The 14337-nt window shown below is 55.8% G+C and carries 7 protein-coding genes; 4 read left to right on the top strand and 3 right to left on the bottom strand.

Going from position 1 to position 14337, the window contains the following annotated elements:
- Positions 1 to 40 precede the first annotated feature (40 nt).
- Together AYI96_RS15960 and rhlB are read right to left on the bottom strand one after the other, a co-directional pair.
- Positions 41 to 961, bottom strand: coding sequence for an exopolyphosphatase (locus AYI96_RS15960; RefSeq protein ID WP_039034051.1), 921 nt, complete (start codon positions 959 to 961; stop codon positions 41 to 43).
- The gene (rhlB, locus tag AYI96_RS15955) at positions 962 to 2275 is read right to left on the bottom strand and encodes an ATP-dependent RNA helicase RhlB (RefSeq protein ID WP_144361972.1); all 1314 of its coding nucleotides are present in this window, start codon (positions 2273 to 2275) and stop codon (positions 962 to 964) included.
- A 153-nt stretch (positions 2276 to 2428) separates the two neighbouring features.
- On the opposite strand from rhlB, the gene trxA reads away from it, so the two are divergent.
- Both trxA and rho read left to right on the top strand, forming a co-directional pair.
- A complete protein-coding gene (gene trxA / locus AYI96_RS15950) occupies positions 2429 to 2755 on the top strand; it encodes a thioredoxin TrxA (RefSeq protein WP_025011563.1) in 327 nt (108 codons plus the stop codon).
- A gap of 213 nt (positions 2756 to 2968) precedes the next feature.
- Positions 2969 to 4234 (top strand): transcription termination factor Rho, encoded by a 1266-nt coding sequence (rho, locus tag AYI96_RS15945; protein ID WP_039034049.1) that lies wholly within the window; start codon positions 2969 to 2971, stop codon positions 4232 to 4234.
- A 107-nt stretch (positions 4235 to 4341) separates the two neighbouring features.
- Here rho and argA read toward each other — a convergent pair whose 3' ends face one another.
- A complete protein-coding gene (gene argA / locus AYI96_RS15940; protein WP_039034102.1) occupies positions 4342 to 5661 on the bottom strand; it encodes an amino-acid N-acetyltransferase in 1320 nt (439 codons plus the stop codon).
- A 672-nt stretch (positions 5662 to 6333) separates the two neighbouring features.
- Between argA and AYI96_RS15935 the strand changes: the two genes are divergently transcribed.
- Both AYI96_RS15935 and pbpC read left to right on the top strand, forming a co-directional pair.
- On the top strand, positions 6334 to 11976 hold the full coding sequence (locus tag AYI96_RS15935; RefSeq protein ID WP_144361971.1) for an alpha-2-macroglobulin family protein: 5643 nt from the start codon (positions 6334 to 6336) through the stop codon (positions 11974 to 11976).
- Positions 11973 to 14258 (top strand): penicillin-binding protein 1C, encoded by a 2286-nt coding sequence (gene pbpC / locus AYI96_RS15930; protein WP_144361970.1) that lies wholly within the window; start codon positions 11973 to 11975, stop codon positions 14256 to 14258. Before AYI96_RS15935 ends, pbpC begins: the two co-directional genes overlap by 4 nt.
- The last annotated feature ends 79 nt before the right edge of the window (positions 14259 to 14337 follow it).

The raw sequence follows: 14337 nt of genomic DNA, 5'->3' as shown, positions 1-14337 counted from the left end.
TAGTAAAAAGGACCTGGTTAAGGTCCTTTTTTAATTGTGCTTATTCTGCAAACTGCCGTTTAGCCAACATCTGCAGCACCCCTTCACGCAAAGCGCCGCCGGATAAATGCAGGCGTTCAATACCCAAAAGTTCAAACAGCGCCAGCAAGATGGCAACTCCGGATGCAAAGGTCGGCGCCCGCTCGGGACAAAGGCCACTTATGCTATCCAAAGTTAGGCTCTCCTGCGCAAGCAACTCCTGTTTCAACGACTCCAGTACCGTCAGGGTCAGGGTTTCCGACTCCTGCCTGTGCTGCAACACTTCAACCACTGACTGCACTGCTCCGGAAGCACCGACCACCGAATGCCAGCCCAGCGCTTTCAAAGTCGATTTGTGTTCAGCCAAGGCCTGCTCCACCTTGGCTCGCACATCGTCAAAGTCCAGCGGTTGCAGGGGGGCAGAGGTGAAAAAGCATTGATTATAGGTGACACAGCCTATGGGCAGACTGGTTTTAAACAGCACCTTTTCACCGTCACCCACAATAAACTCGGTACTGGCGCCACCTATATCTATCACCAGGCGTCGCCCTTCACCATGAGTGGTCGCCACCATGCCTTGATAGATAAGTTCGGCTTCGCGCATACCGCAGATGATCTCTATCGGGTGCCCCAATATTTGCAGGGCACGACGATTGAATTCATCTGAATTACTGATACATCGAAGAGTTGCGGTAGCAATAACAGCCACATTGGCATCACCAACTTGATGCTCGACAAGCATATTGGCGAACATCGCCAGGCAATCGAGGCCTCGTTCGAATGCCGCCTGATTAAGACTGCCATCGGCCTCAATTCCCTCGGCCAACCTCACCTTACGTTTGTATTTGGCAAGAACCTTGGGCTGGCCGCCGACGGTACGGGCAACCAGCATATTGAAGCTATTGGAGCCAAGGGTTATGGCGGCGTAGGCGGGTTTCGGCATTCAGGAATGTCTGCGGGTCCTGTCGTGACGAGGTGGACGACCACCGCTACGATGAGCTCCCTGAGGACGTCCCTGACCGCGATCGCGGGTATTACGCGGTCCGGCATGCTTACGATGGATACGAACCGGTGCAGGAATATCATCGAGCAAGGCTTCGGCATCGTAAGAGGTTACCGGAATCGAGTGCTTGATATAGTCTTCGATAGCCGGCAGGTTGAGGGCGTATTCTTCACAGGCAAAGCTGACTGAAACCCCTTTGGCACCGGCGCGGCCGGTACGACCGATACGGTGAACATAGTCTTCACAGTCATCAGGCAGGTCGAAGTTATAGACATGGGACACATCAGAAATATGCAGGCCACGGGCTGCGACGTCTGTGGCCACCAAAATATCCAGATCACCCTTGGTGAACTGCTCCAGGATCTTAAGACGTTTCTTCTGTGGCACGTCACCGGTCAGCAGACCGACTCTGTGACCATCTCCTTCGAGCCAGCCCCAGAGGTTCTCACACTGATGCTTGGTGTTGGCAAAGACTATCGCCTTATCCGGCCAATCTTCCTCTATCAGGGTAAGCAGCAGTGGGATCTTGTCCTTCATCGAAGGATAGAACAGCTCTTCCTTGATGTTTTTTGAGGTCTTCTCTTCCGGTGCAATTTCGACTTTGACCGGATCATTCATATGGTCATAAGCCAGCTCCTGCACCTTCATCGACAAGGTAGCCGAGAACAGCATGTTGAGCCTGTCTTTGGCATCCGGCATACGGCGGAACAGGAAGCGAATGTCTTTGATAAAGCCCAGATCAAACATGCGATCCGCTTCATCCAACACTACCGCCTGAATGGAACTGAGGTTGACAACCCCTTGACGCACATAATCTATAATGCGTCCTGTAGTACCAATCAGGATATCCACGCCCTTGTCCAGCACCTTGCGCTGGGCATCATAGCCTTCGCCGCCATAGACAATCCCCACCTTGAGTTTGGTGTGTTTGGACAGCAAGGTGGCATCTTTGGCTATCTGAATCGCCAGTTCCCGGGTTGGTGCCATAATGATGGCTCTGGGCTGATTAAGTTGGCGTTCGGCGGGAATATCGGTTGAAAGTAAATGGTTAAAAGTTGCTACCAGAAAGGCCAGGGTCTTGCCCGTACCTGTCTGCGCCTGACCGGCGATATCCTTGCCCTGCAAAAGTACCGGCAGGGAAAGTGCCTGAATAGGCGTACAATATTCGAAACCGTTTTCTGCAAGCGCCTGAATTACTTCAGGATGTAGTGGCAGTTCGGCAAATTTTTGTTGAGATAAATGTGTTTCGCTCATAGCGCAAGCATACCAGTTAGGGTTGCAATAAGATACTCGATCGTTTGAAATAGCGACAAGAAAAAAACGGTGACTTGAATTGCCGTTAATCCAACCCAATATACAGGTTAAGCCATTAACAGACCAGTAATGGCAACCCAACTGGAGAACATCATGAGCGATAAAATTGTGTACCTGAGCGACGACAGCTTTGAAAATGACGTCCTGAAATCAGAACTGCCTGTATTGGTAGACTTCTGGGCCGAGTGGTGTGGCCCATGTAAAATGATCGCTCCCATCCTGGACGATGTTGCCGAAGAATACGCTGGCAAACTGACCATCGCCAAATTAAACATAGATCAGAACAACGCTTCACCTGTTAAATACGGTGTTCGCAGTATTCCTACCCTGTTGCTGTTCAAAAACGGTGAACTGGTTGCCAATCAAGTTGGCGCCCTGTCCAAGACTCAGTTGAAAGAGTTCATCGACGCCCAGATTTGATCACTCAAATCAAATAAGTGACACCCGGCACGCCCTAGAAATAAAAATGTGCCGGGTTCAGTTAAACTTCTGGACGCCCTGTCCTGATAGTGCTACTTTAATAACCAGATTCTTTCTACTAACCCACTTCTCGCTGTTCAATCAACATCCATCAAGTCCAATTTGAGAGATTGAGCGCGTAAGCTTTGTCGCGTGAAACAAGACCCACCAAAAATGAATTTAACTGAATTAAAAAACAAGTCTATTGCAGACTTAGTCGCACTGGCCGAAGAAATGAAGCTGGAGAATATGGCTCGTGCCCGCAAGCAGGATATCATCTTCTCTATATTGAAAGCCCATGCCAAGAGTGGTGAAGACATCTTCGGCGGCGGCGTTCTGGAAATACTTCAGGATGGATTTGGTTTCCTGCGCAGTTCCGATGGTTCGTATCTGGCCGGTCCCGATGATATTTATGTTTCGCCAAGCCAGATCCGTCGTTTCAACATGCGAACGGGTGACACCATTTTCGGCAAAATACGTCCCCCAAAAGAAGGCGAACGCTATTTTGCTCTGTTGAAAGTCAACGAAGTTAACTTCGACAAGCCTGAAAACTCCCGCAACAAGATCCTGTTTGAAAACCTTACCCCACTGCATGCAGAAGAACGTCTGCGTATGGAACGTGGTAACGGTTCCACCGAAGACATCACCGCCCGAATTCTGGACCTCTGCTCACCCGTGGGTAAAGGCCAGCGTGGTCTGATTGTTGCGCCACCCAAAGCCGGTAAGACTCTGCTGCTGCAGAACATTGCCCAGTCCATCACCTATAACAACCCTGAAGTGGTGTTGATGGTACTGCTGATCGACGAACGTCCTGAAGAAGTGACCGAAATGCAGCGTCTGGTTCAAGGTGAAGTGATCGCTTCCACCTTCGATGAGCCTGCAAGCCGTCACGTACAAGTTGCAGAGATGGTTATCGAAAAGGCCAAGCGCCTGGTTGAACACAAGAAAGACGTAGTGATCCTGCTGGACTCTATCACCCGTCTGGCTCGTGCTTACAACACGGTTGTACCTTCATCCGGTAAGGTACTGACAGGTGGTGTAGATGCCAACGCACTGCACAGACCCAAGCGTTTCTTCGGTGCTGCCCGTAATATCGAAAACGGTGGCAGCCTGACTATTATCGCCACTGCGCTTATCGATACCGGCTCCAAGATGGACGAAGTAATTTACGAAGAGTTCAAGGGTACAGGTAACCAGGAACTGCATCTGTCACGCAAGGCCGCTGAGAAGCGAGTATTCCCTGCCATTGATTTCAACCGCAGTGGTACCCGCCGTGAAGAGAAACTGACCACGCCGGATGAGCTGCAGAAAATGTGGATCCTGCGTAAGATCCTCAATCCTATGGATGAAGTCAGCGCGATGGAATTCTTGATCGACAAACTGGCAATGACCAAGACCAATGAAGAGTTCTTCACTGCGATGAAGCGCACCAAGTCTTGATGCAAAAGGCAACGGTCCTCATAGGACCGTTCCTACTCTGAAATCCATTAACACCATTCAGTCAAAGTTTGCTTAACTGAATGGTGTTATGTCAAACAGGTTGAATCTTACAGGTCGAGTGCCAAGATTTTCGAGCGGCGCTGGTAGTTGTAAAGCTGCTTCTTCTTGTTAGGCAAAGCATCCACCTCCACCAATTCAAAACCATGCTCCAGGAACCAGTGAATACTACGGGTCGTCAACGCGAATAACCTGGAGTAACCACGTACCTTGGCCTGGCCTATTATGTTTTGCAGCAGCAAGCTACCGCGATCGGCATCGCGATAGTCAGGGTGTACCACCAAACAGGCAAATTCGCCGGCATTGTCCTCTTCAAAGGGATAAAGCGCCGCGCAGCCTATCACCAAGCCATCACGCTCAATAAGCATAAACTGCTCTACCTCTATCTCCAGTTGTTCGCGGGAGCGACGCACCAGGATACCCTGCTCTTCCAACGGGCGGATCAGGTTGAGTATGCCGCCAATGTCGGCAATGGATGCACGCCGTAAGCGCTCGGCACTCTCAGTGACTATCTGGGTACCTATACCTTCACGAGAAAACAATTCCTGCAACAGGGCGCCATCTTCCAGATAGCTGACCAAATGGCAACGGGGTACGCCACTGCGACAGGCATCAATACTGGCCTTGAGAAACGCCATGGTGCCGACGCAACCTTCACCTTGACCAGCCAGTTTATCGAGAATTTTCTGGGCATCGTTGGGCATCAGCTCGGCAATCACATCACCATTACGGTCCAAAATACCGTTCTGGGAGCTGAAACCTATCATCTTGTCGGCTTTGAGCTTGATTGCTACTTGAGTCGCTACCTCTTCAGCGGTGAGGTTAAAGCTCTCGCCGGTGACCGAAGCAGCTATCGGCCCCATCAGGATGATGCAGTTATTTTCCAATTGCCGCTTAAGCCCTTGAACATCAATACGGCGCACCTTGCCGGAGAGGCAATAGTCAATGCCATTGTCGACCCCCAAAGGCTGGGCGATGACAAAATTACCGCTAACCACATTGATCTGAGCTCCCTGCATAGGTGTGTTCGACAAGCTCATGGACAACCTGGCTGTAATATCAAACTGCAAAGAACCGGCCACCTGCTTAATCAGCTTGAGAGTGGCTTCGTCGGTGATCCGTACACCTTGATGATAGGCGGGCTCAATCTGATGATGAGCCAAGGATTCATCTATCTGCGGCCGGGCGCCATAAACCAATACCACCTTGATCCCCAGGCTATGCAGCAAAGCAACATCATTGATGATGGAACGAAACTTAGGCTGAGCCAGCGCCTCCCCTCCTAACATCACAACAAATGTCTTACCCCTGTGAGCATTGACATAGGGAGCAGAATGACGAAAACCATCAACCAATTCTGTGGTACGCACCTTGGGATTTACCTCACACTCGTTAAAACCGGCAGAAATGAATGCCACACCTGTGGCACGAACAATATGTTAATGCATTTAAATTCACTTAAAAAGCATTTATTTGCACATATGGCTATTTTAAGCCCTAACCATTCACAAGCAGGATAAGCAATCTCCAAATGCTTTTCCCAAAGACCACTATCGAGTCAATATTCGCAGCCAGGGTTCCAGTTACTGCAAAGAAAGGTATAGCAGGGATCTGTTGAGAATGTATGAACCTGTAGCGACCCGGAACCTGCGCCATAAGGTTTGTTATTATCGATGGGCAAATAGACAGAACCTGCAACTCAACCTGCCCCAAACAAGAAGAATTACAGGTAAGAGATATGGATACGGCGAATATAAAGTACAAAGTCAAACCTCGAGTACCGACGTGCTGCCGGCGGGCTCGTAGCTGGGAAGGAGGGTTTCTGCAAATATCGATGCAACTGCCGCCCTATTATCAATTTTGAATTCAAACGCGGATCAAAAATCAGCCTGATTGCTGTACCATATAGCCACAGTTACAGAGGCGATATCGAATAGGGCATCACAGCATCGGCCCGGTCTGATTGACATCGGCGACTGACATCTTTAAAACGTCACCCAACTTGGCGATAGCGCTACGAGACACAGCAAGGACATGGACTGATGGGACAGCTTATAGGAAATTTCTTCTCGGTAGTTTGGCGAGTTCTCGCTGCCGTTTTTGGTCACTGGCAAGCGCCGCCCTGGATGCATTGGTGCATAAAACATCCCTTTAAAGCATTGGGAAGCCTACTGCTGCTATCTGTATTGACTGTGCTTTGCTGGGGCGGCTGGTATTGGTACCAGCATTTACCCAAGCCCTATACCCTGCACTATACGCTCAAGGCGCCGCGGCTGACCGATTACCACCAAGCCAAACCTCAGGTCGCTCCCTTGACCCTGACCTTCAGTGGTTCGGTCGCGCCTTTGGATGTCATAGGCAAACCCGTCTCCAAGGGCGTCAGTCTCAGCCCCCAACTCGCCGGGCAGTGGCGCTGGGCCAGTGACAAGCATCTGCAATTTACTCCGGATAACGACTGGCCGATTGCGGAAAAGTTCGCGGTCAGCCTGGATAAGAAACAGCTGCTGGCAGACCATATCTTACTGGATAAATACCAGAGCGAATTCAGCACAGCCGCCTTCACGACCACCATTTCTGACGGACGCCTGTACCAGGATCCGGCCCAGCCGAGCATTCAAAAGCTGGTCGCCACCCTGGCCTTCAGCCACCCGGTGGACACGGCTTCGGTCAAACCCCAACTGGCGATATTGCTGAGCCCCGGCTTGACCTACAGCGGCAATGGCGATACCGAAGTCACCTTCGATGACAAGCATCTGTTCGCTTACATACATTCTCCTGCGCTCGCCACGCCACTTGAGCAGAGCACTGTAACCCTGGAAGTCAGCAAAGGGATCCAGGCGGCTAAGGGCGGCAACAAGGCGGGCAAGAGCCAATGGCAAGTAGAGGTTCCCGGCCGTTATCAGCTGAGCTTTAAACACCCTCAGGTCAACTTCGCCTACAACGACAAGGATGAACCCGAGCCGGTACTGACAATGGAAAGCTCACGTCCGGTCAACGACGAAGCGCTTCAAGGCAAGGTACATGCCTGGTTGCTGCCGGTGAAAAATCCCAAGGGAAGCCGTCACTGGTATCAGGAAAATGTCACCGAACAGGTATTGGCCAAGGCCGACAAACTGACCTTGACCCAGATCCCCGGTGCCGAAGGCCTCAACCAGTTGCACAGCTTCAAGCTGAAAGCTCCGGTCGATCGCTACGTGGCGGTAATGGTGGATAAGGAAGTCGAAGGCCAAGGGGGTTATCTGTCCCGCGATGCCGTGCTGACTGTGCTGCGAATGCCGCAATACCCCAAGGCGCTCAATTTCCTCGGCGAAGGCTCCTTGCTGACGCTGGACGAAGATCAACGCCTCGGCTATCTGGCCCGTGGGGTGCAAAAGGTACAGATTGAGGTCGCCCAGCTACTACCGGACCAGCTTAATGCCCTGATAGATCAAAGCTCGGGCAGCTTTGCCGAGCCCTACCTCAACAACACAGATTTCGACCGTTTGGTCACCCGCCAGGTGTTCAAGCAACAGCTTGCCGGGCGCGATCCCAGCAAGACGCTCTACGGCAGCGTCGACCTCAAGCCCTTCTTCAAGGACAAGCGTGGCATCTTTGTGGTCAAGCTGACTCCGGCCGATGAAAGAGACAGCCAAACCTTCGACTATTACCAAACCGAGGCCCACGAGCTGCGCTTTGTGGTCGTGACAGATCTGGGCATACTCGCCAAACGCAGCCGTGATGGCAGCCAAGATCTGTTCGTGCAATCACTCGGCAAGGGGACTCCGGTGGCCGGAGCCCGGGTGGCCGTCATCGGCCGCAACGGTTTAGCGGTAGCCGAGGCTTTGACCGATGAACGCGGTCATGCAAGCTTTGCCAAGCTTGGCGATCTGCGCCGGGAAAAGACCCCACTCTACTATCGGGTCGAAAAGGATGGCGATCTCTCCTTCTTGCCGCTGGCTGATTGGCGTCGCCAGCTCAATCTGTCCCGTTTCGATACCGGCGGCAGCTACGAGAGCGACGATCCCGGCGCCCTGAGAGCCTACCTCTTCACCGACCGCGGGCTGTATCGCCCCGGTGAGACGGCCCATATCGCCAGTTTGGTGCGGGGTCAGGACTGGAGTACCGCCCTGGGTGGCCTGCCGGTGAAAATGCAGATCACCGACCCCCGCGGTGTAACCGTGCTGGATCGCACCTTCAAACTCGATGGCAGCGGCTTTGACAGCCTGGATTTCAGCGCCGGTGAAACCGCGGTTGCCGGTGACTATCTCGCCACTCTGTCCCTCATCAAAGACAGATACCGCCTCACGCGCCTGGGAGATGTCACCTTCAAGGTGCGCGACTTCGAGCCGGATCGCATCAAGGTGCGAGTCTCTCTGGGCACCGACAAGCAATTTGAAGGCTGGCGCAAGCCGCAGCAACTCAAGGCCGAGGTCTTGGCCGAGCAACTCTTCGGTGGCCCGGCGAGCGATCGCCGAGTCAGCGGCGAGATGGTGCTGTCACCAACAGATATCAGCTTCAAAGCCTGGCCCGGCTATCGTTTTGGGGTATTGGGCAAGCTCAAGGAATCGTTCCGCGAAGACTTGAGCGAAACCACCACAGACGGCGAAGGCAAGGCCAGCCTGGACTTGGCGCTGGACCGCTTTGCCGGCAGCACTTACAAGCTGCACTTGCTGGCTCGGGTATTTGAAGCCGGCTCAGGCCACGGTGTCAGCGCCCAAGACCAGCTACTGGTATCCGATGCCGACTGGTTACTGGGCTACAAGAGCGATGGCGCTCTGGACTTCATCAGCAAAGACGGCAAGCGTGTGCTCAACCTGCAAGCCGTTGGCCAGAACCTTCAAGGTGTGGCTACTGAGCTCAAAGTCGAGCGTATCGCCCGGCGCTGGGTCTCTGTGTTGGTGAAACAGAATGACGGCACCTACCGCTATGAATCGCGCCGCAAAGACAAACTACTGGGCAGCACTGCCCTGAGTCTGGCCGCAAGCGGTGGCCAATTGGAACTCGACACCAGGGAGCCGGGTGACTACCGCCTGCGGCTGCTGGATGAAAACGGCCGCCAGTTGAACCAAATAGATTACAGCGTTGCCGGCAACGGCAACGCCAGTCGCACGCTGGAGCGCAACGCCGAGCTGGAACTGACGCTAAACAAGGCAGAATATCTGCCGGGTGAAAGCATTCAGGTAGCGATCCAGGCCCCTTACAGCGGCGCCGGACTCATCACCATAGAGAGAGACAAGGTTTACGCCTTCAAATGGTTCAAGGCCGACAGCACCCGTTCGTTGCAGAGCATTACCCTGCCGCAAGGCATTGAGGGCAATGCCTATATCAATGTGCAGTTCCTGCGGGCACCGGACTCGGAAGAAGTCTTTATGAGCCCGCTGTCCTATGCCGTGAAACCCTTTAAGGTGGATCTCGGTGAGCGGCGTCAGCCCATCGCCCTGAGCCTGCCGGAAAAGGTTAAACCCGGGACGCAACTGGATATCGACCTCAAGCTGCCAAGCAAAGCCAGAGTCGTGGTATTCGGGGTTGATGCCGGTATTTTGCAGGTGGCCCGCTATGAAGCGCCGGATCCACTGGCGCACTTCTTCGACAAGAAGGCTCTCAGCGTAGATTCGAGCCAAATTCTCGACCTGCTGCTGCCGGATCTCAAGGTACTGATGCGCCAGGCCGCCCCCGGAGGTGACGCCGCCGCGCTGCTGGCAGCCAACCTCAACCCCTTCAAACGCAAGCGCGCCAAGCCTGTGGTCTACTGGTCGGGTATTCGTGAGTTGGCCGCCGGAGAGCAGCGGCTGCAATATACTGTGCCCGACAGCTTCAACGGCAGTATCCGCTTCTTTGCCGTCAGTGCCACCGAAGGCGGCATAGGCACCAGCGAGGCCAGTGTCGCGGTCAAGGCGCCTGTGGTGATGAGCCCCAATGTGCCGGCTTTCCTGGCACCCGGAGACAGCGCAGATGTTACTGTGGGACTCTATAACACAGAAGCCGAGGTGCAGGATGTTACCCTGACCCTCAGCCTGAGCGGCGCCCTTCGCAGCGACCTGCAACCGCAGCAGTTCCATATCGAACCGGGCCGAGAGGCCACGGCGCACTTTGCCGTCAAGGCAGGCGAAAATCTGGGTCAAGGGGAGCTCCACTGGAAGCTGGCCACCAGCGAAGGCGAGCTCAAGATCAGCGAGAGCATCTCGGTGCGGCCGTTAACGCCCCACCGTTTAACCCTGGCCACGGCGGTGCTCGACCGCTCAGAAGCCAAGCTCAAGCTTGACCGTCAGCTGTTTACGCCGTTCAGCAAGGTGGAAGCGGCTCTTGGCAACAGTCCGCTGGTTTGGGCTCAGGGGCTGAGCCACTATCTGGACAACTATCCTCACGCCTGTACCGAGCAGTTGGTATCCAAAGCCGTACCTGCGCTGCTGCTGGGCAAGCCCCAGGATAATCTCAATGACTTTAACCAACTCATTGGTCAGTTGCGTAGCCGCCAGAACAGCAGCGGCGGCTTCGGTCTCTGGGCCGCCAACCCGATAGTCGAGCCTATGGTGGCCTTGTATGTGGTAGACATGCTGCTGGACGCCAAGGCCCAGGGTTACCCCGTGCCCCAGGATCTACTGGACAAGGCCAACAGCTATCTGTCGAGCGTGAGCTCCGGCCCCAGCAGCGGCTTGGATGAGCTGCGCGAGCGTGCCTATGGCGCGTATCTGCTGGCCCGCCAGGGGGTGCAGGTGAGCGGCGCCCTCGCCGACATCCGCGAGCGTTTGCAGCGCTACTATCCCAAGGATTGGCAAGCGGACATCGCCAGTGCCTGGCTGGCCGCCAGCTTTACCCTGATGCAGCAGCAACAGTTGGCCGAGCCGCTGTGGCAGGCGCAGAAGTGGCAGCTGCTTGAGGACAAGCCCCAGCGCCTAGGCCTCTACCTGGATCCCATGGTGCACGATGCCCAGCTGCTGACACTCATCGCCCGTCAGGCGCCACAGCGCCTGGATGACCTGCCGGAACAGCTGCTGCCGCGCATGGGCCAGTGGCTCAGCGAGCAGCGTTACAGCTCGCTGTCTGCCGGTACTCTGGTGCGGGCACTGACCGCCCTGGATAACTCCCGCGGCGATCAGGGGCTGGCCATGCAAGCCTTGGTCGATAAGGCCTGGCAGGCACTGAGTCTACCCAAGGCCCAGCTGCCCCTCGGCAGTGAAGAGGTGAAATACCAGAAAACCGGCAGCAATGATGCCTTCTATCTTCTCAGCCAGCAGGGATTTGACCAAAGCCCGGCCAAGCCTTTCAGCCAGGGGCTGGAGGTGAGCCGCGACTATCTGACCCAGGAGCTGCAACCTCTTGGCAAGGTCAAGGTCGGGGATGAATTCCTGGTCAGGCTGCGGCTGCGCGCCACAGATATGGACCAGTTGCAGCAGGTGGTAGTAATAGATCTGTTGCCCGGCGGCGTGGAGCCGGTTTATCGTGACAAGGATGACAGCTTCGACGGCTGGCAGCCGCCTGTGGGGATGGCTCAGCACAGCGACTGGTCGCCACAGTGGCTCAATGTTCGTGAAGACCGCCTGGTGCTCTACGGTACCGCCTGGCGCGATGCCAAAACCTTTGTCTACAAGGTTCGGGCCACCAATGTCGGCCAGTTCCAGGTGCCGCCCGCCTACGCCGAGGGGCTGTATGATCCCCTGGTTCAGGCTCAGGGCCCAAGCGGTGAGTTGGTGATCGAAGCGCCATGAAACGCCGCTATTTGTGCCTGCTGGCCCTGGCAGCCTTGCTGCTGGGGCTGAGACTCTGGCCGGCACAACCTTTTTCAAAGCTGGCGCCCAGCTCCCGCATGGTATTGGCCGCCGATGGCAGTCTGCTGCGGCTGACGCTGGCCAGTGATGGCCAGTATCGGCTCTGGCAACCCCTGGAAGGGGTTTCAGACAACATGGTGCAAGCCATCTTGCTCAAGGAAGACCGCTATTTTTACTTCCACCCCGGCATCAACCCGGCGGCCACCGCCAGGGCGACAGTCGCTACCTATCTTAAGGATGATCGCCAGGGCGCTTCGACCCTGACCATGCAGCTGGCCCGGCGGGTTTACAACATCAACAGCCGCCAGGTGGCCGGGAAATTGCAGCAGATGCTGGCGGCGCTCTGGTTGGAGCTGCGTTACTCCAAGCATGATATTCTCGAGGCCTATCTCAATCTGGCGCCCATGGGCGGCAATATTGAAGGTGTCGGCGCTGCCAGCCGCATCTACTTTCATAAAGACGCCGGTGAGCTGTCACTCAGTGAAGCCCTCAGCCTGGCGGTCATGCCGCAAAGCCCGGCGCGCCGCGCCCGTTTCGGCGCCGACTTTCAGGATGCCCGCGACCGTCTGGCGTTGCTCTGGCAACAAAGCTATCGCGACGATCCCCGCAACAACGGCCTGTTGACCCTCACCGCCATCGGCCATGACCGCACTGAGCTGCCATTTCTGGCGCCGCACTTCAGCCGCCGCCTGCTGCGGGACAATAGCGACACCCTAATTCACAGCACCCTGGACGTCAGCCTGCAGACCTTGCTGGAACGGCGCCTTGGGCTGTATATCGAAAGCCAGCGCCATCTGGGGGTCAAGAATGCCGCCGCAATCCTGGTGGACAGCCGCGATCAGAGCATCAAGGCCTGGATAGGCTCGGCAGACTTCTTCGATACCGATATCCAAGGGCAGGTGGACGGCGTCAGCGCCCGCCGCTCGCCGGGTTCAACCCTGAAGCCATTTCTGTTTGGCCTGGGCATAGATCAGGGGCTCATACACCCGCTGAGCATACTCAAGGATGCGCCCACCGCCTTTGGCAGTTTCCAACCGGAGAACTTTGACCACAGATTTACCGGCCCCATCAGCGCCCACGACGCCCTGGTCAAGAGCCGCAATCTGCCGGCCGTGTGGCTGGCAGGACAAGTGAACCAACCCAATCTCTACGGCTTCCTGCGCCAGGCCGGCATTCAGGGGCTCAGGGGTGAAAGTCATTATGGTTTATCCCTGGCGCTGGGCGGCGGCGAGCTGACCATGGCGGAGCTGGCGCGGCTGTACCTGATGCTGGCGAGCCAGGGCCATGACTATCCACTGCGGGATCAACAAAGCCAGCCCATCAGCCCGCAAGGAAAGAGCTTGTTGAGCCCGGCCGCCGCCTTTATGGTGCGGGACATACTCAAGGACAACCCCCGCGCCGACGGCCTGCCCGGCAGCAACTGGACCGTGGCCTGGAAAACAGGCACCTCCTGGGGGTATCGCGATGCCTGGAGCGCCGGTATCACAGGCCCCTATGTGTTGGTGGTCTGGGTGGGCAACTTCGACGCCACTCCCAACCCGGCCTTTGTCGGCGTCCGAACCGCCGGGCCCCTGTTCTTCGCCCTCAGCGATGCCCTGCAGGGCGCGCTGCCGGGCACGGCCGACATGGCCAACACGCCGCCGGATACGGTAAAAAAGGTAGCCTTCTGCGCCGCCTCCGGCGAGCTGCCCAACCCTTGGTGCCCCAAATTGGTCGATGGCTGGTATATCCCGGGAGTTTCTCCCATCAAGGTCTCCAACTTGCATCGCCCGGTGTGGCTGGATAACAAAACCGGCGCCGCCGTCTGCCCACCCTACGACTCGGAAATTCACCACCAGGAGGTGTTTGCCTTCTGGCCATCAGACTTGGCGGCCCTGTTCGAACAGGCAGGTTTACCCCGCAGGAGGCCGCCGGAGCTTCCGGCCGCCTGCAGCCAAAGAGTCGCGGTCAGTTACTCGGCCCCGCTTATCCGCTCCCCCTTGAAGGGTGTCACCTACAGTCTGCGCCAAAGCGTGGCCAATGAACACATAGCCCTCAAGGCCGACGCCGCCTCCGACAGCCAAATACTCTACTGGTTTGCCGGGAACAGCCTGCTCGGCCAGAGCCTGCCAGGCCAAACCCTGGAATGGCGCCCACCCAGAGCCGGACGCTTCCAGTTATCGGTCAGCGACGACAAAGGCCGCAGCGCCAGCAGACTACTTCGAGTAGATATGCTGCCTTGAGCCGGGCCACTATTCAGATCACTTCAGTTTCGGCCTCTTCAGCCCCACAAATGCAGGACGTTCGGATTTTGCTGGGGCC

The sequence above is a fragment of the Shewanella sp. MSW genome, assembly GCF_007636515.1.
Classification (GTDB): Bacteria; Pseudomonadota; Gammaproteobacteria; order Enterobacterales; family Shewanellaceae; genus Shewanella; species Shewanella indica.
This window is presented reverse-complemented; position numbering and strand designations above follow the sequence as displayed.